The sequence below is a fragment of the Haloprofundus halobius genome (assembly GCF_020097835.1).
Classification (GTDB): Archaea; Halobacteriota; Halobacteria; order Halobacteriales; family Haloferacaceae; genus Haloprofundus; species Haloprofundus halobius.
In genome coordinates this window covers 1,453,958-1,479,687 of record NZ_CP083666.1, presented here as the reverse complement: position 1 = coordinate 1,479,687, position 25,730 = coordinate 1,453,958, and the positions used below count along the sequence as shown (strand labels likewise).

Annotated in this window: 26 protein-coding genes; 15 read left to right on the top strand and 11 right to left on the bottom strand. The window is 67.5% G+C overall.

Annotation, left to right across the window (positions count from 1 at the left end; all coding sequences use genetic code 11):
* Nucleotides 1-125: 125 nt before the first annotated feature.
* The 3 genes from LAQ74_RS07735 to LAQ74_RS07725 all read right to left on the bottom strand — a co-directional run bounded on the left by LAQ74_RS07735 (nt 126) and on the right by LAQ74_RS07725 (nt 1,698).
* Entirely contained in the window at nt 126-710 is a 585-nt protein-coding gene (locus LAQ74_RS07735; RefSeq protein ID WP_224336778.1) for a flavin reductase family protein, read from the bottom strand.
* Entirely contained in the window at nt 711-1,196 is a 486-nt protein-coding gene (locus LAQ74_RS07730; RefSeq protein ID WP_224336776.1) for a VOC family protein, read from the bottom strand.
* 82 nt (nt 1,197-1,278) lie between these two features.
* On the bottom strand, nt 1,279-1,698 hold the full coding sequence (locus tag LAQ74_RS07725) for a DoxX family protein (RefSeq protein ID WP_224337191.1): 420 nt from the start codon (nt 1,696-1,698) through the stop codon (nt 1,279-1,281).
* 152 nt (nt 1,699-1,850) lie between these two features.
* Between LAQ74_RS07725 and LAQ74_RS07720 the strand changes: the two genes are divergently transcribed.
* The 3 genes from LAQ74_RS07720 to LAQ74_RS07715 all read left to right on the top strand — a co-directional run bounded on the left by LAQ74_RS07720 (nt 1,851) and on the right by LAQ74_RS07715 (nt 3,497).
* On the top strand, nt 1,851-2,213 hold the full coding sequence (locus LAQ74_RS07720) for a winged helix-turn-helix transcriptional regulator (RefSeq protein ID WP_224336772.1): 363 nt from the start codon (nt 1,851-1,853) through the stop codon (nt 2,211-2,213).
* Between the two features lie 365 nt (nt 2,214-2,578).
* Entirely contained in the window at nt 2,579-2,854 is a 276-nt protein-coding gene (locus LAQ74_RS20745) for a DUF7960 family protein (RefSeq protein ID WP_484494578.1), read from the top strand.
* Between the two features lie 85 nt (nt 2,855-2,939).
* Nucleotides 2,940-3,497: a response regulator gene (locus LAQ74_RS07715; RefSeq protein WP_224336769.1), complete on the top strand. Its 558-nt coding sequence runs from the start codon at nt 2,940-2,942 to the stop codon at nt 3,495-3,497.
* A 91-nt stretch (nt 3,498-3,588) separates the two neighbouring features.
* Here LAQ74_RS07715 and LAQ74_RS07710 read toward each other — a convergent pair whose 3' ends face one another.
* The gene (locus LAQ74_RS07710) at nt 3,589-4,560 is read right to left on the bottom strand and encodes a sensor histidine kinase (protein WP_224336766.1); all 972 of its coding nucleotides are present in this window, start codon (nt 4,558-4,560) and stop codon (nt 3,589-3,591) included.
* Between the two features lie 353 nt (nt 4,561-4,913).
* Between LAQ74_RS07710 and LAQ74_RS07705 the strand changes: the two genes are divergently transcribed.
* The 5 genes from LAQ74_RS07705 (at nt 4,914) to LAQ74_RS07685 (ending at nt 11,002) form a co-directional block, all read left to right on the top strand.
* The gene (locus LAQ74_RS07705; protein WP_224336764.1) at nt 4,914-6,446 is read left to right on the top strand and encodes a COG1361 S-layer family protein; all 1,533 of its coding nucleotides are present in this window, start codon (nt 4,914-4,916) and stop codon (nt 6,444-6,446) included.
* 8 nt (nt 6,447-6,454) lie between these two features.
* The gene (locus LAQ74_RS07700; RefSeq protein ID WP_425498524.1) at nt 6,455-9,052 is read left to right on the top strand and encodes an efflux RND transporter permease subunit; all 2,598 of its coding nucleotides are present in this window, start codon (nt 6,455-6,457) and stop codon (nt 9,050-9,052) included.
* Complete coding sequence (locus LAQ74_RS07695) at nt 9,049-9,837, top strand: TrmB family transcriptional regulator (protein ID WP_224336759.1); 789 nt, start codon at nt 9,049-9,051, stop codon at nt 9,835-9,837. The genes LAQ74_RS07700 and LAQ74_RS07695 overlap by 4 nt, the downstream gene beginning before the upstream one ends.
* A gap of 114 nt (nt 9,838-9,951) precedes the next feature.
* Nucleotides 9,952-10,095, top strand: coding sequence for a hypothetical protein (locus LAQ74_RS07690; RefSeq protein ID WP_224336757.1), 144 nt, complete (start codon nt 9,952-9,954; stop codon nt 10,093-10,095).
* A gap of 1 nt (nt 10,096) precedes the next feature.
* On the top strand, nt 10,097-11,002 hold the full coding sequence (locus tag LAQ74_RS07685) for a DMT family transporter (RefSeq protein WP_224336755.1): 906 nt from the start codon (nt 10,097-10,099) through the stop codon (nt 11,000-11,002).
* A 119-nt stretch (nt 11,003-11,121) separates the two neighbouring features.
* Here LAQ74_RS07685 and LAQ74_RS07680 read toward each other — a convergent pair whose 3' ends face one another.
* The 3 genes from LAQ74_RS07680 to LAQ74_RS07670 form a co-directional block, all read right to left on the bottom strand.
* Nucleotides 11,122-11,331, bottom strand: a complete 210-nt coding sequence (locus LAQ74_RS07680) for a DUF8132 family protein (RefSeq protein ID WP_224336753.1) — start codon at nt 11,329-11,331, stop codon at nt 11,122-11,124.
* Nucleotides 11,332-11,457: 126 nt separating this feature from the next.
* Entirely contained in the window at nt 11,458-11,952 is a 495-nt protein-coding gene (locus tag LAQ74_RS07675; protein ID WP_224336750.1) for an SRPBCC domain-containing protein, read from the bottom strand.
* A 137-nt stretch (nt 11,953-12,089) separates the two neighbouring features.
* The gene (locus tag LAQ74_RS07670; RefSeq protein WP_224336748.1) at nt 12,090-12,386 is read right to left on the bottom strand and encodes an acylphosphatase; all 297 of its coding nucleotides are present in this window, start codon (nt 12,384-12,386) and stop codon (nt 12,090-12,092) included.
* Between the two features lie 92 nt (nt 12,387-12,478).
* Here LAQ74_RS07670 and LAQ74_RS07665 point away from each other — a divergent pair, with 92 nt between their 5' ends.
* From LAQ74_RS07665 to LAQ74_RS07645, 5 genes are all read left to right on the top strand, one after another.
* The gene (locus LAQ74_RS07665; RefSeq protein ID WP_224336746.1) at nt 12,479-13,843 is read left to right on the top strand and encodes a phosphohexomutase domain-containing protein; all 1,365 of its coding nucleotides are present in this window, start codon (nt 12,479-12,481) and stop codon (nt 13,841-13,843) included.
* A gap of 78 nt (nt 13,844-13,921) precedes the next feature.
* Nucleotides 13,922-15,061: a BMP family lipoprotein gene (locus LAQ74_RS07660; protein ID WP_425498517.1), complete on the top strand. Its 1,140-nt coding sequence runs from the start codon at nt 13,922-13,924 to the stop codon at nt 15,059-15,061.
* 81 nt (nt 15,062-15,142) lie between these two features.
* Nucleotides 15,143-16,810 (top strand): ABC transporter ATP-binding protein, encoded by a 1,668-nt coding sequence (locus LAQ74_RS07655; protein ID WP_224336744.1) that lies wholly within the window; start codon nt 15,143-15,145, stop codon nt 16,808-16,810.
* Nucleotides 16,807-18,108 (top strand): ABC transporter permease, encoded by a 1,302-nt coding sequence (locus LAQ74_RS07650; RefSeq protein ID WP_224336742.1) that lies wholly within the window; start codon nt 16,807-16,809, stop codon nt 18,106-18,108. The genes LAQ74_RS07655 and LAQ74_RS07650 overlap by 4 nt, the downstream gene beginning before the upstream one ends.
* A complete protein-coding gene (locus tag LAQ74_RS07645; protein ID WP_224336740.1) occupies nt 18,101-19,165 on the top strand; it encodes an ABC transporter permease in 1,065 nt (354 codons plus the stop codon). Before LAQ74_RS07650 ends, LAQ74_RS07645 begins: the two co-directional genes overlap by 8 nt.
* 10 nt (nt 19,166-19,175) lie before the next feature.
* Here the strand turns inward: LAQ74_RS07645 and LAQ74_RS07640 are convergent, their stop codons facing one another.
* Nucleotides 19,176-20,612, bottom strand: a complete 1,437-nt coding sequence (locus tag LAQ74_RS07640; protein ID WP_224336737.1) for an FAD-binding oxidoreductase — start codon at nt 20,610-20,612, stop codon at nt 19,176-19,178.
* A 198-nt stretch (nt 20,613-20,810) separates the two neighbouring features.
* Between LAQ74_RS07640 and LAQ74_RS07635 the strand changes: the two genes are divergently transcribed.
* Nucleotides 20,811-22,181 (top strand): geranylgeranyl reductase family protein, encoded by a 1,371-nt coding sequence (locus tag LAQ74_RS07635; protein WP_224336735.1) that lies wholly within the window; start codon nt 20,811-20,813, stop codon nt 22,179-22,181.
* Nucleotides 22,182-22,550: 369 nt separating this feature from the next.
* Here LAQ74_RS07635 and LAQ74_RS07630 read toward each other — a convergent pair whose 3' ends face one another.
* Both LAQ74_RS07630 and LAQ74_RS07625 read right to left on the bottom strand, forming a co-directional pair.
* Nucleotides 22,551-23,738, bottom strand: coding sequence for an FAD-binding oxidoreductase (locus LAQ74_RS07630; protein ID WP_224336732.1), 1,188 nt, complete (start codon nt 23,736-23,738; stop codon nt 22,551-22,553).
* Nucleotides 23,735-23,920 (bottom strand): hypothetical protein, encoded by a 186-nt coding sequence (locus LAQ74_RS07625; protein ID WP_224336728.1) that lies wholly within the window; start codon nt 23,918-23,920, stop codon nt 23,735-23,737. The genes LAQ74_RS07630 and LAQ74_RS07625 overlap by 4 nt, the downstream gene beginning before the upstream one ends.
* Before the next feature lie 230 nt (nt 23,921-24,150).
* Between LAQ74_RS07625 and LAQ74_RS07620 the strand changes: the two genes are divergently transcribed.
* Entirely contained in the window at nt 24,151-25,029 is an 879-nt protein-coding gene (locus tag LAQ74_RS07620) for an SDR family oxidoreductase (protein WP_224336725.1), read from the top strand.
* Nucleotides 25,030-25,117: 88 nt separating this feature from the next.
* Here the strand turns inward: LAQ74_RS07620 and LAQ74_RS07615 are convergent, their stop codons facing one another.
* Entirely contained in the window at nt 25,118-25,618 is a 501-nt protein-coding gene (locus LAQ74_RS07615; RefSeq protein WP_224336722.1) for a hypothetical protein, read from the bottom strand.
* Nucleotides 25,619-25,730 lie beyond the last annotated feature (112 nt).

Sequence of the window (25,730 nt, the reverse complement as noted above, 5' to 3'; positions counted from 1 at the left end):
TCGAATCCGACGCGATACCGGGTTTCGGTCGTCTTCCGATTCCGGTTGCGGGCTACGCCGTCGTCTGTACCGTTGCGCTCCGACGAATCGAGCGTCTCGTCGCCGAGAGAACTACCCTCGAACGCTCACGGCGGCCGTTCCAGCGAGAACCGCTCGTCGGTCGTCGCGTACTGGCTTCCCGAGAGCCGACCTACTGCGTCGAGTTTCGTCACGTCCATCTTCCCGTCGGTGAGCAGTTCGTCGGCGACGTGCGCGTGGACGACTTCGCCGAGAATCATCGTCGACCGGCCGACCTCCTGGGCGTCGTAGAGGCGACACTCGAAGGCGACTTTCGCGTCGGCGACGCGTGCGGCGTCGACGGTCGTCGCCTCAACCTTCTGTAACTCGGCGTGGTCGAACTCGCTCTCGCCGTGTTCGAGCGTCGCGCTCGTCGCGTTCATCGCCCCGGCGAGGTCGCGGGTGACGACGTGGACGACGAACTCCTCGGTGGCGAGGACGTTCTTCGTCGTGTCTTTCCGATCGTCGCCGACGCCGACCGGCGAGAACATCACCACCGGCGGATCGGGCGTGACGACGTTGAAGAAACTGTACGGCGCGAGGTTGTCGACGCCGTCCTCGCTACGGCTGCTCACCCACGCGATGGGGCGGGGGACGACCGCCCCCGCGAGGAGGCGATACGGCGAACCGAACGCGTCGGGCGCGCCCTCCATTCAGTCGTCTCCGTAGCCTTTCTCGAACGGGTCGATTTCGCTGCTGCCGGGTTTCTCCTCGTCGTAGGTGAACCCCGGACCCATCGTCGCGAGTTCGAAGACGAGGCCGTCGGGGTCGGTGAAGTAGATGCTCTCGAAGTACGTCCGGTCCTTGACGTTGGAGACACGGACGCCGTGGTCCATCAGGTGCTCGCGCCACTCGCCGAGGGTTTCTCTGTCCTCGACGCCGAAGGCGAAGTGGTGGCTCGCCCCCGGGCCGGGGACGCCCCGGGAGTCGGGGTACTCGAAGTAGGTGACGTTCGTTCCCGGTTTGCCCTCGGGCGTCGAGGAGAAGTAGTAGTGCGGTGTCCCCGGGTCGTCGTAGTTCTGGGTCAGCTTCACCGTGTGCCAGCCGAGGACGTCCTCGTAGAACGCCTTCGTCTCCTCGATGTCGGTGCAGATGTTCGTCACGTGGTGCAGTCCGGTCGTCGGTGGTGCGTCGGTCATGGCTGTCGTTGGGGTGACGGTCGGTTAATCGTGTTGGCAGTTCGCGGTCGTTCGCGGTCGTTCGCGGTCGCTCGCCGTCGACTCAGAGCGCGTACGGCCACGACCCGGCCGCGCTGAGCGCGAGGAACGCGAGCGCGCCGCCGAGCATGGCGACGTTCTTGAGGAAGTTTATCAGCTCGCTCTGCTGTTGCTCGGCGGGCGCGGCCCAGAAATCGTGCATCAGCGGCGTCGTCACGAGCAGGAACACGACGAGCGCCCCCGCCGCGAGCGTCGGTAGCAGACCGAGCGCGATGCCGACGCCGCCGAACAGCAGCATCCCGCCGGTGAACGGGACCGCGAGTCCCGGTGTCGGGACGCCCTTGGCCTGCGCGTAGCCGACCATGCTCTCGGTGTCGAGGAAGTGGTTCAGACCGCTGAACGCGAGCACACCTCCGAAGAGGACGCGGCCGAGTAGGAAGGCGAGCCCGGCCGCCGGGCCGTCGAATGCGACCGCACTCTGCAGCGGCGTCATCGCGTCGCCTCCGTGGGCCCGTCGTGCTGGAAGCCGATCACCGATTCCGCTGTCGTCGTGAAACGTAGTTGCATCACGTTACCTGGTATTCGATACGAACCTATATATCCGTTCGCGGACATAGACGTGACCAGGTATCACCGATGTCATCCGAACTCGACCCCGAGAAGCCGCTGGCGGTCTGTCCGGTCATCGACTCGCTCGAACAGATCGGGTCGCAGTGGCGACTCATCGTCCTGCACGACCTCCAGGACGGCGAGAAGCGGTTCAACGAACTGAAACGCTCGACCGACGCGAGTTCGCGCACCCTCTCGCGCGTGCTCGACGACCTCCGCGAGATGGGGTTCGTCGACCGGCGACTGGAGGAGGACGCGCCGGTGGCGACGTACTACAGCCTCACACCGAAGGGACAGTCGCTCTGTCCGGTGTTCGAGGAGATCGAGTCGTGGGCCGACGAGTGGCTCGCCGCCGACGCCGAGTCGACGGCCGAGTCGCCGCCGCAGTGACCGCGAGTGAGAGAGGCGTCGACGTCGAACGATGACCGTCGTCGCACCGACCCCGCTCGCGACGATTCCCGCCGACCTACTGCAGGACGCGGTCGGTCTGTCGATGGAAATCGTCGACTTGCCAAACTGAGCGAAGTATCGTAAGTGTAGTTTCTGGCCGAAACGGATATTTCCTTGGGGAGTCTAATTATATACGAATACTTAACCCCCGTTTGTACGAAAGTTTCTTCATAGTACGGCGAGTTCGTCGAATCGGCGCGAAAGTCCTGTGCCAACCGTGTGAGTCTTCGACCAGTACTGTCGCATCGGGGTAGCACGCCGATGCGACTTCTCGCGCCGCCGTCCCGTTTTCTCGACACGCCCAAATTCGAGCGGTTCTAACCCGCTGCAACGTCGCCTACGCCTCGTTCGACCTCCGAGAGGATTTCGAGGCGCTGCTGAGCGCGACCCGTGACGAACCCGGCCAGACGGAGACCGAGCGTCGACTGCTCGAAAAGAGCGACCAGGTGCTGACCGACGACGCCGAGACGCGGGCGGTCGTCGAGGCGACGGTCGTCCGGTGGGCGCTCGATGACCTCGGTGTTGCCCCTCGTGACGGCTGTCGTCTCTCCTCGCGGCGAACCGTCGAACCGTCCGTCTGACGATAATGTCAGTATCTTTGACTGTGATGTATTACCAAACTATTAACCTACTGGAAAGAATAGCGTCGATTAAGAGAGGCGAACTATGGACCACACCGTACTCGTCGTCGACGACGACCCGGACATCGCGCACGGACACGCCGAGCGCTTGCGGAACCGATATCGCGTGCTGACCGCCACCAGCGGGGCCGAAGCGCTCGAACTCGCCGACGAGGCCGACGCCGTGCTGCTCGACCGCCGGATGCCCGGCATGTCGGGCGACGAAGTGCTCACCGCGCTGTACGAGCACGAGAACCCGCCGCAGGTGGCGATGGTCACCGCCGTCGACCCGACGACGGACATCGCAGAGATGCCGTTCGACGAGTACCTCGTCAAACCCGTCCGTCGCGACGACCTCTTCGCGGCGGTCGAGAGCCTGTTGGCCCGTGCGACGTACGACTCGCAGTTGCAGGAGTTCTTCGCCGTCGCCTCGAAGGTCGCGCTGCTGGAGACCGAACACGACGCGCGACAACTCGAATCGGACTCGAACTACCAGTTGCTGAAGCGTCGTCTCGCGAGCCTGCGGCGACAGACGACCGACCAACTAGAGGAACTCGGGGCCGAGAGCTACGCCGTCGCCATCGGGCCGGGCAACACCACGTAGCGTCTTACCGCCTCACCGATTCCGCCCCCTCACCGATTCGGTTTTCTCACTAATTCCGCCGCCTCACCGATTCCGCCCCCTCGCCGACCCGCTACTCCGTCCGCACGTCGAGCGCCGCGCCGCCGTCGTTGAACGCGGTGACGGTCCAGCCGTGAGCGTCGGCGATCCGGGCGACGATGCCGAGCCCCGTGCCGGAGCCGTTGCCGGTGGTGTGGCCCCACTCGAACAGGCGCGAGTCCTCCGGAAAGCCCGACCCGTCGTCGACGACGGCGAACCCCCGTGGCGTCTCGGAGACGCGGACGGTGACGTCGCTCCCGCCGTGACGGACGGCGTTGCGGAACACGTTCTCGAAAAACAGCGTCAGCAGCAGCGGGTCGGCGTCGAGTGAGCACTCGTCCTCCACGACGAGTTCGGCGTCGGACGCGCCGACGCGCGTCCACGCGTCCGTCGCCACGTCGCCGAGGTCGACCGTCTCCGGGGAGGCGGTGCCGTTGGCGACCGCTTCGGCCTCGTCGGCCAACCGGCGCAGTCGCTCTATCACGTCGTCGAGTCGTACCGGCGCGTCGTCGAACTCCGCCGCGTCGGCCGCGAAATCGAGCTTCATGAGCTGATTGCCGAGTTCGTGCGCGAGCGTCGACCCGTACGCGTCGACGGGGTCGACGGGGTCGACGGACGACGACGCCGCGACGTCGTCCGCGGCGGCGTCGAGAAGCGCCCGCCGAACGCGCGCCGTCGCCAGCGACGCGTCGACTGGAACCTGTTCGACGCCCGGCGGGAGCGCGGCGGTCTCGTCGCTCACGAACAGTCCGGGTGCGTCCGAGCGCGTCCGCGCCAGCGAGAAGATCTCCGACGACGGGGTCGACGGAGAACCGTCGGCGACGACGACCAGACAGCCGACGCGGCCCTCGTCGAGCGTCGAAAGCGCTGTGGGCGCGTCGTCGGTGTGGACGACGGCGACGGCCGACTCGCGAAGCGTTTCGACGAACTCGTCGACGAACTCGCCGCGGCCGAGGACGACCACTCGGCGGACGTCGGCCCCCGTCTGCGCGAGCGGTGATATCATCTAAAACGACATTACGCTACGAGGATATATCTCTTGTCACTCTGACGAACCAAATTGGGCACTCGTCGAAAGCGAAGCGATGACCACGGCACGTCATTGAGTGTAGTGATAGAGGGGGGCGAAATGGCTCACTCGGAGATTCGAACTCTGTGGAAGTGGTCCACTCCGTTTAGGACCTCCTGCACCGGAGTTCGCAGCTATCCGACGAACCGCCTGGCAGTTTGTAGAAATTTACAACCACTTATGTACCGTTAGTGTGTAGCCGCGGGTGTGACCAGTCGGCCACCCGTGCCGACGCCGACCGCTTCGCCCGGCACCGGTCGGAAATCGTCGTCCGGGCCTCACCCTCACACATGCGTAGAAAGGCACTCAGCGTTCTTCTCGTTCTCGTACTGCTCGCGACGCCGGCGACGGTGTCGGCCATCGAAGACCCGCGGTTCGAGGCGTACGTCCCGGAACCGACGGTCGCACCCGGCACGCAGTCGAACCTCTCGGTACAACTCGTCAACGACGCCGAGGACGTCGACGAAGAGGTGCGAAACGCGCGTAACGTCAAAGCGACGTTGAAGTCGGGCGGCACGCCCATCTCGGTTAAATCCGGCACGCGTCTCGTCGGCACGATGCCGGACGGCGAACCGGCGACCCTCGACTTCGGAATCGGCGTCCCCAACGACGTCGAGTCGGGGACGTACGACCTCGAACTCGAACTGACGTACGAGTACGACAACGACGAGCGGTCCACCGACACCGTCGACGTGACCGTTCGCGTCGACGACCGCGCGCGCTTTGTCGTCACCGACGTCGAGACGGACGCGCCCGCCGGCGGCAGCGGCGGGATGAACGTCACGATGCGGAACGTCGGCGAGAGCGTCGCCCACAACGCCTCGGTGAGCACCGAGACGACGAGCGCCGACGTCAGCTTCGGCGAGAGCGAATCCGCTAGCCGATTCGTCGAGCGGTGGGAACCCGGCGAGACGCAGACGTTCCGGTACGACCTAACCGTCGCGAACGACGCCAGTTCGGGTGCGCACACGATGCGCGCGACCACCGCCTACGAGAACGCCGACGGCGAGAGCGCCGAGTCCGCGCCCGTCTCCTTCGGCGTGACGCCGCTTCCCGAACAGTCGTTCGACCTGGAGAACGTCGACGGCTCGCTGCACGTCGGCGAGGAAGGCAGTCTGTCGGGCGAACTGGTCAACGCCGGCGAGACGCCCGCCCGCAACGTTGTCCTCGTCTTCGAGAGCCAGAACTCCAACGTCGAACCCGTCGAGACCGAGTACGCCGTCGGCACGCTCGGTCCGGGCGAGCGCGCCGAGTTCGACTTCGCGACGGACGTGACCGACAACGCCGACGCCGGGCCGCGACAGTTCTCGCTGGAGGCGCAGTACCGCAACGCCGACGGCGACCGGCGCACGAGCGACCCGCTCGACGTGCAGGTCGACATCGACGAACAGCGCGACGAGTTCAGTCTCGACGGCGTCAACGCGACGTTCGAGGCGGGCGAGAGCGGCGAACTCGTCGTCGAGGTGACGAACGAACGCGACGAACCGCTCCACGAGGTGTCGGCGAAGATATTCCCGGACGGTCCCATCACCGCCGACAGCAGCGAGGCGTACGTCGACGAACTCGCTCCCGGCGAGAGCGCGGAACTCGTCTTCGGCGTCAGCGTCGGCGGCGACGCGCTCGCGAAGACGTACCCGGTGCAGATGGACTTCCGCTACGAGGACCGCTCCGGCGACAGCCAGCTCTCGGACACCTACCGACTCCCCGTCGAGGTCACCGAGGGCGAGGGCGGTAGCCTGTCGCTGACGCTCGTCGGCGTCGGCGCTCTCGCCGCCCTCGGCGTCGGCGCGGTACTGTACCGCCGACGCAACGGCGGCGTCTGAGCGTGGCGCTGGACCACCAGCGCGTCGTCGACTGGGTGGACGAGCGTATCGTCGAGCGCTCGGGACGCGTCGTCGTCCTGTTTCTCGTCTTGACGCTCGTGTTCACCGCCGGTCTCGGCAACGTCTCCACGGAGGCGGGAACCGAACAGTTCGCCGAGGATATCCCGGCGAACCAGGCGCTCGAAGACATCAACCGCGAGTTCGGCGCGTCGTTCGAGAGCGGGTCGGGGTCGACGCAGCTGATACAGCGCAGCCGGAACGTGCTGGCGAAACCGGCGCTGTTGGAGATGCTGCGCACGCAGGAGGCGCTCGACGACCGCACCGACCTACGGGTGTCGTCGACGAGCAGCGCCGCCACCGTCGTCGCACAGACGCTGGACCCCGAAGCGACGACGCTCGACGCGCAGATGACCGCCGTCGAGCGGGCGTCGCCCAGTGAGATTCGCGCGGCGGTCAGAGAGAACGCGAACAACCCCGGCTTCACCGGCACCGTGAGCAACGACTTCAACCGGCGCTCCGCGTCGGCGTCGGCGACCATCGGCGTCGTCGAGCACGACGTCCCCGGCTACGAGTCGTCGGCCGCCGGGCAGGGGGGAACGAGTCCGCTCACGCCGATTCAACAGCGCGCCGAGCGCGTCGTCGCGACGACGAGCGACGACATCACGGTGTTCGGCAGCGGGATCACCGCCGACGAGTTCAGTTCGGTCATCACCGACTCGCTTCTCATCGTCACGCCCGCGGCGGTCATCTTCATCGTGTTCTTCCTCGTCGTCGCCTACCGTGACCTCCTCGACCTCCTGCTGGGCGGGTTGTCGCTGCTCATGACCGTCATCTGGACGTTCGGCTTCCTCGGCCTCGCCGGCATCCCGTTCAGTCAGATGATGATCGCGGTGCCGCCGCTGTTGCTCGCGGTCGGCATCGACTTCGGTATCCACGCCATCAACCGCTACCGCGAGGACAGAGCGGACGGCCACGACATCGACGGCGCGATGCGACTGACGACCGACCAACTGCTCGTCGCGTTCTTCATCGTCACCGGGACGACGGTCATCGGCTTCCTGTCGAACCTCGTCTCCGACCTCGCGCCGATTCGCGACTTCGGTATCGTCGCCGCCGTCGGCATCGTCTTCACGTTCCTCATCTTCGGCGTCTTCCTCCCGGCGGCGAAGGTGTGGATCGACCGCCGCCGCGACGACTGGCCGATTCCGACGTTCAGCGAGACGCCCCTCGGGGCGGAGGGGTCGCGACTCGGCGAGCTGCTTCGCGGTGGCGTCGTCGTCGCCGGGAAAGCCCCCGCGCTGTTCCTGCTCGTCATCGTGCTCGTGAGCGCCGGCGCGGGCGCGTACGCGACGGGTGTCGACACGAGTTTCACCCAGGAGGATTTCCTCCCGCCCGAAGAGACGCCCGACTACCTCGACGCGCTCCCGGAGCCGTTTGCACCCGCCGACTACTCGGTGGTGGCGACGCTGAACTTCCTCGAAGAGAAGTTCGAGACGACCCAGGGCGGGAGCGCGACCGTCTATCTGGAGACGAACATGGAACGCGACACGACGCTCGACGAGATTCACCGCGCCGGCGACGACCCGCCGGACTCGTTCGTCCGCTCCGGCGGACGCGCGGACGCCGAGAGCATCGTGACGGTCATCCAGTCGCAGGCCGAGAGCGACCCCGAGTTCCGCGCCGTCGTCGACCGCAACGACCCCGACGGCGACGGCATCCCCGACCGCAACCTCGACGACGTGTACGACGCGTTGCTGGACTCGTCGGCTCGCGCCGAGGCGCTGGACTATCTCTCCGAGGACCGCCGCAGCACTCGAATCGTCTACTCGACGAAGGCCAGCGCCGGGCAGAACGCGGTGACCGAGGACGCCCGCGACGTCGCCGACCGGTTCAGAGGTGACGCCGTCGCGACGGGCGACACCGTCGTGTTCAAGGCGGTGTCGGACCTCATCCTGCAGTCGGCGATTTCGAGTCTCGCGCTCGCACTCGGCGCAACCGTGGCGTTTCTCGTCTTCGTCTACTGGCTCGTCGAGGGGTATCCGTCGCTCGGCGTCGCCAACACCGTCCCCATCGGCGTCGCCGTCGCGCTCATCGCGGGAACGATGCGCCTCTTGAGCATCTCCTTTAACGCGTTCACGGCGACGATTCTCGCCATCACCATCGGCCTCGGCATCGACTACTCGGTCCACGTCGTCCACCGCTTCGTCGACGAGCGACGGAGTCATTCGCTTTTCACCGCGCTTGACCGGACCGTCCGCGGCACCGGCGGCGCGCTCGCGGGGAGCATGCTCACGACGACGTTCGGCATCGGCGTGCTCGTGCTCTCGCTGCTGCAGGTGCTCGGGCAGTTCGGCGTGCTGACGGCGCTCAGCATCACGTACTCCTTTTTCGTCTCGCTGCTCGTCCTCCCCTCGGTGCTCGTGTTGTGGGACCGCTATCAGGGCCACGACCCGGAAGTTCCCATCGGACACGGGACGACCGGCGGCCCGGCCCGCGGCGACGGCGTCGCGACGGACGGTGGGGTCGTAGACGCACCGGCCGGCGAACGGCGGACGCGGCCGGAAGCGAAACAGTCGAAAGGGCGCGCAGCGAGGTGGGAACGATGAGCGACGACGGACCCGACGAACGCGACGTCGAGGAGGCGCTGGAACGTCTCGGCCTCACGAACTACGAGGCGCGGGTCTTCGTCGCGCTCCACCGACTCGGTACCGGGACGGCGAAGGATATCCACGACCTCGCGGGCGTCCCGCGCTCGCAGGTGTACGGCGCGGCGGAGGACCTCGAAGCGCGAGGGCTCGTCGAACTCCAGCAGTCGACGCCGAAGCGGTACCGGCCGGTCAGCCTCGACGCGGCCAAAGAACTGCTGACCGCCCGCCTCGAACGCGAACGGGACCGAGCGTTCGACGCGCTCGCGGAACTGCGTCGCGAGGAGCACGGCGAGGAGACCCGAGACGACGTGTGGACCGTCCGGGGCCGAAAACCCATCGACGACCGGACCGTCGATCTCGTCCACCGGGCGGAAACCCGGATCGTCTTCGGCGCGGACTCGCTCGACCTGCTCAGCGACGACGTGATGACGGCGCTTCGAGAGCGCGCCGCCGCCGGGCTGGACGTTCACGTCGTCAGCGCCAGCGCCGCGGTTCGCGAGCAGTTCGACGAGATAGACGCCGTCGGCATCGCCGCCCCGCCGGCGGACTCCCCCGGCGACTTCACCGGGCGGGTAATTCTCGCCGACGACGACATCTTCCTGCTCTCGGTGCTGTACGAAGGCGACGGGTCCGAACCGCCCGAGGAGACCGCCATCTGGAGCGCCGGAACCGCGATGGCGGCGGTGCTGACCCGCGCGGCCGGAAACGGTATCGACGCGCTCGTCGGCAGAAACCAGCCGTAGCCGTCGGCGACGGTCCCCTGCGGGGACCGGCCTGCGGCGGGCGCGCGAGTACGGCGCGGTATTCTGCCGAGAAGCCAAACGTTTCTGGCCGTCGGCGACGACGTACGGCCCGTCATGAACGGTACTGACCCGAGCACCGCTTTCGACCGAGAGCGCATCCACGCGGCGGAGACGCGCGAACGGAACCGGGCCGATCGCGGTCGACCCGTCGGCGCGCGTACCGCCTGTACCGCCCGTTTCGGGGTCGACTCCGCCTGAGGTGTCCCGAACGGCCTCCGGCGTGCGACGGTACGCCTTCGCGCTCGCCCCGCTGTCGGCGGCGGCGCTCTGGGGCGGCATGTACGTCGTCTCGAAGTGGACGTTCACGACGATACCGCCGGTGACGCTCGGCTTTCTGCGCGTCGTCATCGGCGCAGTCGTCCTGTTCGCCGTCACGAAGAGCAAGGACGTCCGCATCCGCCGCGAGGACTACGGCCGGTTCGTCGTCCTCGGCGGGTGGGTGGCGCTCACCATCGCCACCCAGTTCGTCGGCACCGAACTGACGAACGCGAGTCAAGGGTCGCTACTCACCGTCCTCACCCCGGTTTTCACCGTTGTCCTCGGCGTGTCGGTGCTCGGCGAACGGCTGACGGGGAAGAAAGCCGCCGGCATGGCGTTGGCCGTCGTCGGGACGCTTCTGGTCGTCGCCGGCCAGTACCGCCTCTCCGACCTCGCCGCCGGGAATCTCGCGGGCCTCGTCGCCCTCGTCGCCGCGAGCGTCGCGTGGGCGGGCTACACCGTCTGGGGCGTACCGGTGGTCCGGCGCTACTCGGCGTTGACGGCGGCGACGTACGCGACGCTCGCGGCGACGCCGATGCTCGGAGTGCTCTCGCTGGCGGAACTCCTCGCGGTCGGCGTCCCCGCCGACGCGTTCGCGCCGTCGCCGCAGACGTTCGGCGCGGTCCTCTACCTCGGCGTCGCGTCGACGGCGGCGGCGTGGTATCTGTGGTACAAAGGGCTGGAGTACGTCGGCGCGGGAACCGTCGCCGTCTTCTTCTTCGCGCAACCGGCCGTCGGCGCGGCACTCGGCGCGGCGCTTTTGGGCGAACACGTCGGCCCGACGTTTCTCGTCGGCGGCGTCGTGATGGCCGTCGGCGTCGGCGTCGTCAGCGCCGCTCGGGGCTGAGCGCCGGATTTTCGAGGGGGACCCCAGTTTTCGAATGCTCAGGCGACAGCGCGCGCCTCTCTGCGGAAAATGGCGTTTTCCGACGCTTCGGGGGCCGAAGACGGGGTCGAAGGGGCGGTTCAGAACAGGACGACGCGCGCCAGCTTCGACCCGCCGAACGCGAGGGTGATGATGGCGGCGATGAACCCGCCGGTGGCGACGAGCAGCCAGAGGGGGTCGAGCGTCGGTCCGCCGAAGAACGGTCCCCGGACGATGAGGAAGCCGGTCGAGAGCGTGGCGACGAGGCCGACGACGGTCAGAATCGTCCACGGAATCGCGGCGACTCTCACGCGACGCCTCCGGCGAGTCGCGGACGGGGGTCGGTCTCTGCGCGTCGGCGTGTCGCCGACAATTTGACGAGCTGCATTGGACCTGCTCTCACGGGGCTGGTGTATGAATGTTACTCTCGCGGCGGGTCAGGCCGTCGGTTCCGGGGCTCCGTCGCCAGTACTCGACTCCGACTCGCCGCCTCGGTCGGTCCACAGCGCCTCCGCCCGCGCTTTCAGCGCCTCGTTCACGCCGCGGAAGTTCGCCTCCGTGTCGGCTCCGATGCGACGGAGAATCGGTCCCATCAGTACTCCGGAAAATGACTCCGACTGGACGAGTCGCGAACGGCCGTCTCCGCGAGGTTCGACCACGAACCGGTGTTCGCCGTCGAAGAGGCCGCGGACGTACAGGTGGCCGAGCCACCGGAGTTCGCGGCCCGGATCGGCGCGAAGGACGCGCGGCCTGAACGTCGGCGCGCGCCCGGCCTCGGGACCGGGCGAGACGCGGAGGCGACTCCCTTCGGTCGCGCTCCCGCTGACGACGGTGTACGGGTTCCACTCGGCGTAGTGTTCGAACTCGGTGAGGACGCGCCAGACCGTCTCGGGCGGCGCGTCGATGTCGATCGCGGTGGTGATGTCGTTCACGGGAGAGTGGACGGCGCAGGAGGAGATAACCGCCGCGTGATAGGCCGTCTCCTCGTCGTCTCCCCCTCGTCGACGGGACGGGTGTCGCGGATCGACGCTCGCGAGCGGAGTTAGCGCTCAGCGCCGGTTGTCGCCGCTCACCGTCGGACCTCGAACCCGTCGAGACCCTCGGGTGCTTCGTACTCGGCGTCGACGTCCTCGACGTTCGCGTCGGGGCTACCGGTCTCGCACCAGTCGACCATCGAGTCGACGGCCGGTTCGGAGCCCTCGAACACCGCTTCGACGCGGCCGTCGTCGAGGTTTCTGACCCAACCGTCGACGCCGCGCTCGCGGGCCGCATCCCGGGTGTTCGCCCGGTAGAAGACGCCTTGAACGCGACCGCTGATGAAGACGTGCGCGCGGGTTCGGTCTGATTCGGACGGTGTCTCGCTCATAGTCGACGTTCGAGGTCGACCGGCAAAATACGTCGGGCCGCGGACGCGGTCGAACCGGGACCATCTAAGTACACCGCCCGATACCTCCGCGTATGGAACTGTTCGGAACCGCCGGAATCCGCGGAAGCGCCACGGAGCGCGTGACGCCCGAACTCGCCCTCGCCGTCGGCCGTGCGGTCGGTCGCGACGGGGGAGCGGTCGTCGTCGCGCGCGACGGTCGAGTGACCGGCCCGGCGCTGGCCGCCGCTGTCGAAGCGGGACTCCTGTCCGCCGGGGCGGACGTTCGACGCGCCGGGATGCTGCCGACGCCCGCGCTCGCGTTCGCCTCGCGGGGACGACGCGGCGTGATGCTCACCGCGTCCCACAACCCGCCGACCGACAACGGCATCAAGGTGTTCGACGACGGCGTCGAGTACGACCGGGCGGCCGAGCGCTCGGTCGAACAGCGCGTCGCCGACGACGACGCCGTCGGCGCGTGGGACCGGTGGGGCGACAGCGAGGACGAGGCGGTGCTCTCGACGTACCGACGCGCCGTCGCCGACTACGCTCGCGGCCGCGGTGCGCCGCTCTCCGGACTCCGCGTCGCCGTCGACTGTGGCAACGGGATGGCCGGTCTCGCAACCCCGCAGGTGCTTCGCGCCCTCGGCGCGAACGTGGTCACGCTGAACGCGAACGTCGACGGTCACTTCCCCGGCCGCGAGAGCAAGCCGACGCCCGAGTCGCTGCGGGACCTCCGGACGTTCGTCGCCGACGCCAACGCGGAGGGCGACCCCTTCGCGTTCGGTATCGGCCACGACGGCGACGCCGACCGTATCGTCGTCGTCGGGCCCGACGGCGAGGTGATTCACGAGGACACTATCGTCGCGATTCTCGCCGAACACTACGTCCGGAGCGTCGAGAGCGACGACCCCGTCGTCGTGACGACGCCGAACGCCTCCGCGCGCATCGACGAACGCGTCCGCGAGGCCGGCGGACGGGTCGAGCGCATCCGTCTCGGCGCGCTCCACGAGGGCATCGCGGCGGCCGAAGCGGCGGGGGGGACGGTCGTCTTCGCGGCCGAACCGTGGAAACACATCCACACGCAGTTCGGCGGGTGGATAGACGGCGTCGCCTCCGCGGCGGTCGTCAGCCGACTCGTCGCCGAGGCGGGCCTCGACGCGCTCCGCGAACCCGTCACCGAGCGCCCGTACCGGAAGGTGAGCGTCGACTGCCCCGACGGAGCCAAGCGCGAGACGATGGCGGCGCTGGAGCGGACGCTCCCCGACGCCTTCCCCGAGGCGAGCGTCGACACCGAGTACGGCGTCCGACTGGAGTTCCCCGACAGTTCGTGGCTGCTCGTCCGGCCGAGCGGCACCGAGCCGTACGTCCGCCTCTACGCCGAGAGCGACGACGTGGATTCGCTCGTCGCCCACGCCGACGGCGTGGTCGAAGACGCCGTCGAGGCGGCGAGGGACTGAGAACCGCTACCGAGGGCCGTTCCACGGCAAACGACGGCTTTATCCCTATTTCCGAGTCATGTCCGTCCAGACATAGCCATGAATCTGGATAGGCGGACGCTCATCAAGGCGACAGGTGCGGCGGGTATCGCGGGACTGGCTGGCTGTACCGGCGGCCCGACCGAGGACAGCGACGGGAGCAACGACAGCGGAACCGGCGGCGACAACGAGTCCGGGAACGAGTCGAGCGACGGCGGTTCCGGGGGCTCCGGCAGCGCCGACGTGAACGTCGGGATGGTGTACGCGACGGGCGGTCTGGGCGACGGGTCGTTCAACGACCAGGCGCAGAGCGGTCTCCGGGACGCCGCCGAGGAGTACAACGTCTCGAGCGACGACGTCCAACCGGAAGAGGTGACGGAGTTCCAGACGTACCAGCAGCAGTTCGCGCAGGGCGGCGAGTACGACCTCATCTGCTGTATCGGCTACCTGCAGGAGGAGGCGCTGGCGGGGAACGCGCCCGACTACCCCGACCAGAACTTCATGATCGTCGACACCGTCGTCGAGGAGCCGAACGTCGCGAGCTACGTCTTCGGCGAGAACGAGGGGTCGTTCCTCGTCGGACAGCTCGCCGGACTGCTGACCCAAGAGGAGTTCAGCGCCGGTGCCGGCGAGACGAACCCCGACGAGACGAGAGTCGGCTTCGTCGGCGGCGTCGAGGGCGACCTCATCGGGAAGTTCGAGGCGGGTTACCGCGCTGGCGTCGCGGAGGTCAGCGAAGACATCGAGGTACAGGTCAGCTACGTCGGCGACTTTAACGACACGCAAGCGGGCAGCGAAGCGGCGACGGCGATGTACAACGACGGCGTCGATATCGTCTACCACGCCGCCGGAAACGCCGGTCGGGGGGTCTTCGAGGCCGCCCAGGAGGCGGGCCGGTTCGCCATCGGCGTCGACCAGGACCAGTCGATGACGGAGTCGGGGTACGCCGACGTCATCCTCGCGAGCATGGTCAAGCGCGTCGACACCGCCGTTTACACGTCCATCGAGAACGTCGTCAACGACGAGTTCGACGGCGGCAACGTCACCACGCTCGGTCTCGAACAGGAGGGCGTCGCGGCCGTCTACGGCGACGAACTCGGCGACGATATCTCCGAGGACGTGAAGTCGGCGGTCGACGAGTCGCGACAGGCGATCATCGACGGCGACATCGAGGTGCCGTCGGACCCCTCGAACCTGTAACTCGGCCGTCCGACTCCCGCTTCGACAGCCGAACAGGCGAGAAACCACGCTCTTAAGCACACACCTGACAAGCCACCACCAATGGAACCGGCCGTCCACCTCGACGGAATAACGAAACGCTTCCCCGGCGTCGTCGCCAACGACGACGTCGATCTGGTCGTCGAGCGGGGGTCGGTCCACGCTCTCCTCGGCGAGAACGGCGCGGGGAAGACGACGTTGATGAACGTCCTCTACGGGTTGTACGAACCGACCGAGGGAGACGTCTACGTCAACGGCGACGGACTCGAAGCGGCGGACGACGACACCACCGGCCGATACGTCGACGCCCCCCGACGGTTCGACTCGCCGGCCGACGCCATCGACGCGGGCGTCGGCATGATCCACCAGCACTTCATGCTGGTCGACCCGATGACCGTCACCGAGAACATCACTCTCGGCAACGAACCCCGGAAGTGGGGCGGGTTGGCCGTCGACGGCGACCGCGCCCGAAGCGAAGTCGTCGACCTCTGTGATCGCTACGGCTTCGACGTCGACCCCGACGCGACTCTCGCCGACGTGAGCGTCGGCGTCCAACAGCGCGTCGAGATTCTGAAGGCGCTGTACCGCGGCGCGGACGTCCTCATCCTCGACGAACCGACCGCGGTGCTGACGCCACAGGAGGTCGAAGATCTCTTTTCGGTCTTCGAGGAGCTCACCGCGCAGGGCAAGACTATCATCTTCATCACGCACAAGCTGGGCGAGGCGATGCACGCCGCCGACGACATCACCGTCCTCCGCGACGGGGAGAACGTCGGCACCGTCGCCGCCGACGACGTGACCCGCAAACAGCTCGCGGAGCTGATGGTCGGTCGCGAAGTGCTCGGAACCGTCGAGAAACCGCCGGTCGAACGCGGGGAGCCGGTGCTCTCGGTCGACCGTCTCTCCGCTGAGGACGAACGCGGCGTCGAGGCCGTCTCCGAGGTCTCCCTGTCGGTCCACGAGGGCGAGGTGTTCGGTATCGCCGGCGTCGACGGCAACGGACAGGCCGAACTCGTCGAGGCCATCACCGGTCTCCGGGAGCCGACGACGGGCAGCGTCGCCTTCGAGCGCGAGGACGTCACGGAGTGGTCGCGCCAGCGCCGCATCGACGAGGGGATGGCGTACATCCCGGAGGACCGCCACGAGCGCGGGCTCGTGATGGCGTTCGACCTCACCGAGAACGGCCTCCTCGGCAGCCAGCACAGCCGGCCGTTCGCCGAGAGCGGACGCATCGAGTGGGGCCACGCGCGGACGCACGCACAGGACATCATCGACGAGTACGACGTGCGCCCGCCGAACCGCGACACGAAGGCCGCCTCCCTCTCCGGCGGCAACCAGCAGAAGTTCATCGTCGGTCGCGAGTTCGAGCGTGACCCCGCGCTCGTCGTCGCTACCCACCCGACCCGCGGCGTCGACATCGGGTCGACGGAGTTCATCCACGACCGACTGCTCGAACTCCGCTCGGCGGGGAAAGCCGTCCTGCTAGTCTCCTCGAAACTGGAGGAGGTACAGGGGCTGTCGGACCGTCTCGCGGTGATGCACGACGGCGAGATAATGGACGTCGTCGACCCCGAGACGGTCACCGAGGAGGAGATCGGGCTGCTGATGGCGGGCGAGCAGTTGCCCGAGGAGTCGTCGGCGACGAGTCTCCGCACCGACTCCGAGACCGAAGTCGCCGACGGCGAGACGACCGACGACACCGGCGTCGCCGCCGGAGGTGAGAAGCGGTGAGCGCCGGCGACTGGCGCGCCCGCGGCCGGAGCGCGCTCGAACGACTCGTCTGCGCGTCGGCGTTCGAGCGGGTGCTCATCAGCACCGCCGCGCTCCTGCTGTCGATGTTCGTCGGCGTACTCATCATCCTCGCCGCCGGGCGGATGACGACGTGTACGACGGCGGCGACGACGTTCTTCGGCGTCGGCTTCTGTTACGACCCGTTCGCCGTCTACGACAGCCTCTTCCTCGGCGCGCTCGGCGACCCCATCAACCCGCTGTTCCAGCCGTTGCAGGGAGAGCTCGCGCCGCCGTTCCGCAGGGGCTGGACGCCGCTGAACAGTCAGATGGCGGTGACGCTCCGGGAGACGACGATTCTCATCTTCACCGGTCTCGGCGTCGCGCTCGCGTTCCGCGCGGGCATCTTCAACATCGGAATGCAGGGGCAGTTGGTCGTCGGCGCGCTGGCGACGGCGCTCACCGTGCTGTGGGCCTCCCCGCTGTTCTCGGGGCTCGTCGGCACGCTCGTGCTCGTCCCGTTCGGCCTCCTCGTCGGGGCGCTCGCGGGCGGGTTGTTCGCGGCGATTCCGGGCGCGCTGAAGGCGTACGCCGACGCCAACGAGGTCATCACGACCATCATGCTGAACTTCGTGGCGACGAGCATCGCGCTCTACCTCGTCTCGAACCCGTTCAAGGACCCCGAGAGCCCGGCCAACGAGACGGTCGGCCTGCCGGAGTTCACCACTATCCCGCCGGTGTTGTACGACGCGAGAGACGACTTCTCCATCGTCTCGCTCGGCATCGCCGTCGCGCTCGTGGGCGGGTCGTACTACCTGCTCGAACACACGTCGTTCGGGTACGACATCCGGACGAGCGGGATTCAGCCCGAAGCGGCCGAGTACGGCGGCGTCGACGCCGCGCGGACCATCGTCTCCAGCATGACGCTGTCGGGCGCCATCGGCGGTATCGGCGGCGCGATGTACGTGCTCATGATTCTCGGCAACTACCAGACCGGCGTCCCGGCGTACGGTTTCGACGGCATCACCGTCTCGATTCTCGCGGGCAACAACCCCCTCGGCGTCGGTTTCGCGGCGCTACTGTTCGGCGTCCTCAAGAGCGGCTCCATCATCGTCGACGTGAGCACCGACGTGCCGCCGCAGCTCGTCGGCGTGCTTCGGGGTCTCATCATCCTCTTCGTCGCGATGCCCGAGTTCTTCCGACTCCTCGGCAAGCAGTTCGTCGTCGACAGCTCCGACGAACGGGCCGTCGCGACGGACGGGGGAGTCGTAGAACACGAAGGAGGCGAGTCCGATGAGTAACGCGACGCTCGGCCGACCCGCCGAACTCTCGACGCGGCGCATCGCGGGCATCATCGCCATCGCCGCTGCGGCCCTCTTCGTGCTCTGGGGGCTCGTCGCCCCGGCGTCGACGCCCGGGCGCGTCCTCCGCGTCATGTTCACCAAGAGCGCGCTGTCGGCGACGCTACGGCTCTCGGTGCCGATCGCGTTCGCGGCGCTGGGCGGGATCTTCGCCGAGAAGAGCGGCGTCATCAACATCGGTCTCGAAGGCCTGCTCATCATCTCGGCGTTCGTCGGCGTCTACGCGACGGACGTGACGGGCGACATCTGGCTCGGCCTGCTCGTCGGCGTCGTCGCGAGCGTCCTCCTCGCGGCGGTTTTCGCCGTCGTCTGCATCGAGTTCCGCGCCGACCAGATCATCGCCGGTCTCGCGGTGTGGCTCATCGCGCTCGGCCTCGCGCCGTTCGCCTCGCAGGTCATCTACGGCGGCCCGAACACCACGAGCGTGCAGACCTTCGGCACCATCACGGTGCCCGGTCTCGCGGGTGTCCCCTTCTTCGGCGCGCTGTTCGACGCGTCGCCGATCGTTTACCTGATGTTCGTCGCCACCGCGGCGTCGTGGTACACGCTGAACCGCACGTCGTTCGGACGATGGGTCATCGCCAGCGGGGAGAACCCGCAGGCGCTCGACACGGCGGGCGTCGACGTGAACCGCGTCCGCTACGCGGCGGTGCTCATCTCGGGACTACTCGCGGGTATCGGCGGCGCGGCGCTGTCGCTCAGTCTCGGCCAGTTCGTCGGCAACGGGCAGACGATGGTAAACGGGAAAGGGTTCATCGCCATCGTTGCCTACCTGTTCGGCAACTACAACCCCGTCGGCGCGCTGCTGTCGACGTTCCTCTTCGCCGGGTTGGACGCGCTGCAACTGCGCCTGCAGGCGGCGGCCATCATCGCCGTCCCGCAGTCGCTCGTGCGGACGATTCCGTACATCGCGGTCATCGTCGTCCTCGCCCTGTTCGGCAGAACTCGACTGCCGGAAGCGGCAGGCGAGCACTACGAGTCCGGCGAGGATCGGTAGTCGACCCGATTCATCGCGCCGACTCCGTCTTCGGTACGACGTTCTGGTTCAGCCGGAACACGTTCTCGGGGTCGTACTCGGTCTTTATCTCGACCAGTCGGTCGTAGTTGTCGCCGAACAGCGTCCGTGCGGGGTCCTCGCCGAATCCGGGGAAGTTGCCGTACGCGCCCGCTGCGACGTCCATCTCCCGGAGTTCGGCGAGGCCGTTTCTCGCCCACGCGACGTTGGCGTCGTCGGTCTCGGGGGCCTCCCAGTTCGCCTCGAACGTGACCATGAACGGCGCGTCGCGGTGCCAGAAGGCCGTCTCGTCGGGGGCGACGTCCGAGATAGCGCCGCCGAGGTGCCAGATGTCGACGGTCGACAACGGCGACGGACGCTCCTCGCCGTATCGGACCACGAGGTCGAGTACCTCGTCGGTGAGGTCGGTGACGTAACTGGACTTCCAGTAGTATCGCAGTCCGTCGGGGTAGTCTTCGTCGAGCATCGACTGGAGTTCGGTGTACGCCATCACGCCGCTGAAGTCGACGAGGGGGTCGGCGACCGTTCGCAACGCCTCGAACTCGGCTTCGGCGTCCTCGGTCGACCCGTCGTAACAACCCAGGAAGGCGACGGCAGACTCGCCCCACGCGTCCTCTGGGAACTCGTCGAGTTCGGGAACCGTCGCGTAGAAGGGGAGGACGCTCGCCTCCCGGGAGGCGCCGGCCGAGTAGTCGCGGAAGGCGCGAAGCGCCGCCGTCACGTCGTCGCCGCGGAACCAGACGAACAGGCCGAACACCGCCGGGCCGACCGCGTGGAGTTCGTACTCGAACGACGTGACGACACCGAAGTTGCCGCCGCCGCCGCGGACCGCCCAGAAGAGGTCCGGATTCTCGTCGTCGCTCGCTTTCAGTACCGACCCGTCGGCGGTGACGAGCTCGACCGAGGTGAGGCTGTCCAAGGAGAGGCCGTACTCTCGCCGGAGGTGGCCGAGGCCGCCGTTGAGCGTGAGGCCCGCGATACCGGTGTCGGAGACGACGCCGAGCGGCGTCGCGAGGCCGAACAACTGGGTCTCGCGGTCGACATCGCCGAGCGTCGCGCCACCTTGCGCGCGGACCCGCCGCGCGTCAGGGTCGACGAACACGCCGTCCATCGCCGAGAGGTCGACGACGAGTCCATCGTCGCAGACGGCGGTGCCCGCGACGTTGTGACCGCCGCCGCGGACCGCGAGCGGGAGGTCGTGCTCGCGGGCGAAGCGCACCGCCGCGACGACGTCGGCGGTCCCCGAGCAGTACGCGATAACCGCCGGCCGCTTGTCTATCATCCCGTTCCAGATACGCCGCGCCTCGTCGTACTCCTCGTCGGAAGGGAGCAGTACCTCACCGCCGAAGGCGTCGGCGAACGCGTCGAGAGCCTCGGGAACGGGCGTCGACCGCCGGTTGTCCGCGGGGGGTCGTTCGTGCGAAGACATGACGAGTAGCGTACGTCTCCGGGGAGGATAACCGCGTATTTGGGGTAGGTGTGTATGTCGTTTCGTCGGTACGGTAACCCGAGTGCACGTGAGAACCGACCGTATCGGCGAAACTCACACACGAGAGAATACTGTCGGCCGTTAGAGGACGGATTTGGGAATAAAGAGTTTTGCTCCCGCCTACGAGACTCACGTCCAATGAGTACGCACGAGTACGATATCGTCGTCGTCGGCGCGGGGACCGCCGGGTGCTACGCCGCCGCGACGGCGTCGAACGCGGGTCTCGACGTCGCTATCGTCGAGCGAAAGGACGAGGAGGAAGCGGGCCACATCGCCTGCGGCGACGCGCTGAAGGGCGCGGACGCGTTCCCCGAGTCGATTCCGAAGGAACAGATTCAGCCCGCGTTCACCAACACGGGCGTCGACCACGGCCGCTTCGAGATTCCGAGCCACGACACGGTGCTCGAAATCCCGGTCCCCGGCGAACTCGCGGTCATCGACCGATGGGAGTACGGCCGCCTGCTCATCGAAGGAGCCGAGAACGCGGGCGTCGACCTCCACTACGACACCGTCGTGCAGGACGTGACACAGGCCGACGACGGCACCGTGACGGGCGTCCGCGGTAAGCGCAAGGGCGACGTCGTCGAGTACGAGGCCGACGTCACCATCGACGCCGCGGGGTCGCTGTCGTACCTGCAGGACGCCGCCGACCTCTCCGAGGCGACGTTCGACACGAACGTCCGCTACTCGCAGTTCTGCTCGGCGTACCGCGAAATCGTCGAAGTGAAAGAGCCCGTGGAGTGGGACGACGCGCTCGTGTTCAAGCCGACGAAGCGCGCGGCGGGCTACCTCTGGTACTTCCCGCGCACCTCGACGACCATCAACGCGGGTCTCGGCTTCCAGATGAACGAACAGCCGATGAAACTCGTCGAGGACCTCAAACAGGACCTCCGCGCGCGCCCCGAGTTCGAGGGCGCGACGGTCACCGACAAACTCGGTGCGGCGCTGCCGACGCGGCGACCGTACGACTCGGCCACCGCACCGGGCTTCGTCGCCGCCGGCGACGCCGCGGGCCACGTCAACCCGACCACCGGCGGCGGTATCGCCGGCGCGGCCTACGCCGGGAAGTACGCCGCCGAACAGGCCGTCCGCGCTATCGAGGCGGGCGACGTCTCCGAGGAGGCGCTCTGGCACTACAACGAGCGCGTGATGGACCACTTCGGCGGTCGCTACGCCGGCCTCGACGTGTACAATATCCTCTCGACGGCCGTCGACGTCGACGACCTGATGGGGCTGCTCGCGGCGCTGCCGGGCGAGAAGCTCGCCGAGGCGCTCTATTCGGGGAAGACCTCGATGAGCCCGCTCGTGATGGCGCAGACGGCGTTCAAGAGCGCCAGTTACTGGCGGGAGATACGGACGTTCTACCAGACAAAACGGCTCGCCGAGCGACTGATAAACCACTACGACCGCTATCCGACGCGCCCGAGCGCGCTCTCTGGGTGGCAGACCCACCGCGACGACCTGATGGACCAGATCTACGAGACGACCGGGGCGGAGCCCAAGTACTAGCACCTTTTGCGCTGCGGGCCGCTGCGCGGCCCTCGGCAAAAGCTGCACCAAAAGCACTCCTCCTTCGCTTCGGCCTTCGGCCTCCGCTCAGTCGTCGGCCGAAAATCGTACTGCGATTTTCGGGCACATCAGACCTGCGGTCTGAGGGCGGCCCGCTCGCTCGTTTCACTCGCTCGCGGTACGACGAGATAGCAACTAACCGCATCTGTCCGCACTCGCCTCGACGGTTACCCGTTCGGGAGCTGTCACCGGTCTGTAAGCCGGACCGTTCTCGTCGTCGCCCGTTCGAGTGGTATCGGATATGTGACCAACTAGCGTCCGCGAAGGGCGAGCGGACGAGAGCGAAGCGCGTCCGCAGAGAGCGGACGATTACGCCTCCAGCGGCCGGACGTTCCGGTTCGAGCGGAACACGTTTTCGGGGTTGTATTTAGTCTTGATTTCGACGAGACGGTCGAAGTTGTCGCCGTAGGTCGCTCGGATTCGTTCGTCGCCGTCGTCGGCGGTCTGGAAGTTGACGTAGTTTCCACCCGTCGAAAACGGTCGGAGCCCCGTCCACGCATCGCGGACCCACTGCGTGAACCGCTTTTCGTTCGGCTCCTCCGGGGGCCACATACCCGCCGCACCGTAGACGAAACGGGCGTCGCGGTTTCCGATTGCGCCGTCGTCGGCGTCGCGTTCGTTGAGCGCTCCGCCGATGTGCGCGACCACGAGCTGCGCTCCCGGGACGGGGCACTCGGCGGCCAACTCCCGGAGCGTCGAGAGAAACTCGTCGCTCAGCTCGGCGGCGAACTCGGTCTTCCAGTAGTAGTGGTTCCCCTTCGGTTGCGTCGCGTCGAGCCAGGACTGGAGCTCGGCGTAGGGTCGCGCTCGGAGCTGGTCTATCACGGGAGTGCCGAGCGCCCGAATCGGGGCGAACACCTCGTCGACGTCGGCTACGTCGCCGCTGTAGCAGACGGCCATGGCGCAGATTCGCTTTCCGTGCCACTCCTCGGGGACGAAGGGGGCGGGCGGTGCCCGACGGAGGAGCAGAAACAGCGTCAGCTCTCGGGGCGCCTCGGCGGTAATCTCCCGGTACGCCGATAGAACCTCGTCGGCGCTCTCGAACGGCCAGGCGACGAGCCCGCCGTAGACGGTCGGTCCGACCTTGTGCAGTCGATACGTGAACGACGTGACGACTCCGAGGTTCGCCCCGGCACCGCGGACTGCCCAGAAGAGGTCCGCGTTCTCCTCGCGGTTGGCGCGGCGGACCCGCCCGTCGGCGGTGACCACCTCGACTTCGAGCAGGTTGTCGACGGTCCACCCGAACCGGCGCGAGAGGTAGCCGAACCCTCCGCCGAGCGTCAGCCCGGCGACGCCCGTCTCCGAGACGAAACCCAGCACCGTCGCCAGCCCGTGAAGCTGGGTCTCTCGGTCCACGTCGCCGAGGAGACAGCCCGACTGGACCGTCGCGGTCCGCGCTGTGGGGTCCACGAAGACGCCCCGGAGGCGGGACATATCGAGGGTCAGACCGCCGTCGGTCAGCGCGGTACCGGCGATGTTGTGGCCGCCGCCTTTCACCGAGAGCGCGAGGTCGTGCTCTCGAACGCCTCGTCTTCCGGGGTCAACAAAGACCCGCGCAGTTGCCGTCGGAACGCTTCGACGGTCTCCCCGGGCAACGTGACGGCCGCTCCGTCGCTGGTGGTGACGGTGTACTGGGCCGTTAGCGCACCTTTCCTAGCTGATTCTCGTGCGTCTGCCATAGTCACTCACATCGCATACTGCTACAACACCTGTGAGAATACGCTAGCATATCTCACACATTGATACTATCACCGAACGGTTTTGACCGAAAACGCGGACCGATTCGCGTTCACAACATCTTCGGCGGCGAACGTCAGTACTTCTGAAGGGAGGGTGACGGACGCCCACGTTGACCCCGTCGCCGCGGCACGCCTCAACCGTTACCCGTCTCGACGTTGCGCTCCTCTCCATGAGCCGGACGGTTCTCATCACTGGTTGCTCGACCGGTATCGGACGCGCGACAGCCGAGCGGTTTCTCGACGGCGGCTGGACGGTGTACGCGACTGCACGCGACCTCGACGACATCGAAGACCTCGGCACGCGCGGCTGTCGCACGCTCGAACTCGACGTCACCGACGACGACGAGGTTCTGCGCGCAGTCGACCGCGTGTTCGACGAGCGGGGACACCTCGACTGCTTGATCAACAACGCGGGCTACGGGCAGTTCGGCCCGGTCGAAGACGTGCCGATGGCGGGCGTCGTCGAGCAGTTCGACGTCAACACGTTCGGACCGCTCCGATTGATTCGCGCGGCGGTGCCCAGAATGCGCGAACGCGGGCACGGTACCGTCGTCAACGTCACCGCGGGAGTCGGCGGTCTCACGGTGCCCGGACTCGGTATCTACACCGGGTCGAAGTTCGGCCTCGAATCAGTAACCGACGCGCTCCGTCAGGAGACGGGACGGTTCGGCGTCGACGTGGTGACCGTCGAACCCGGCATCGTCGCGACCGAGTTCTACGACCGCGTTCTGGAAGAAGTCGCGGAGGCCGACCACTCCCCGGCGTACGCCGACCTCTACCGCGTACTCGACGAAATCTCCCTCGTCGAGACACAGCCTCCGGGCGTCAACTCGCCCGAACGAGTCGCCGAGCGACTATACGACGTGGCGATCGCGGGGAACCCGAAACCGGTCTACCGTGTCGGTCCCAGCGCGAAGCTCGGAACGCTCGCCGGCGCGCTCGTCCGCGGGCGCGTTCGCGACGTCGCCTCTCGGATCGGTCTCCGGGTGCTGTCGAGTGACCCGGCGATACGCACGCTGCGGTGGTGGCGGACCCGGAAGTCGGCGTAGCCGAGCGGCGGTCGTTCCTCCGGCACACCGAGGGGCGAGTCACCTACTCGCCCGTCGACGTCTCACCTACTCGTCCGACGCGAGTCACCTACTCGTCCTGACCGTTCGCGGCTACCGAACTCCCACCCCGCTCGCGAGGCATCTCGGCGGCCGTGTTCTGGAGGTAGCGCATCGCGGTGGCGATCGCCATCAGCCCGCTCATCAGCGACTGCTGGCTCGCGCCGTCGGGGTAGATGCGGTGTTCGAGCTGGATCGAGTGCGCCTCGGCGAGCGGACAGGAGACGCCCTCCTCGTCGAGGAAGGTGTAGAAGCCGGGCGTCGCCGCGAGCACCGGGCCGAACCTCGTGAGGAGCGCCTCGCGCCGCTCGTCGTCCTCGACGAGCGCGCGCACGTCGTCGGTGTCGAAGGCGTTGTTGCCGACCAGCCGAATCGGGCCCCACGTCTCCTCTTTGATGACGTGGAGGGGGAGCCGTGAGAGTTCGAGTTGGAAGTTGAACTCGGTCTCGTCACCGGAGACGCGCTGGACGTCGCTGACGACCTGTTCGTCCAGCCACGAGCGAACCTGGTCGGCGCTGATGTGCCTCGTCATAGTGTGCAAACCACGCCTGAAAGCAAAAGCGTCGTCACACTCGGTCGTTCGCTGAACACTCCCGTCCGTCTACTGCTACGCCAACTCGATTCGGGAGCGGGCGGGCCTGACG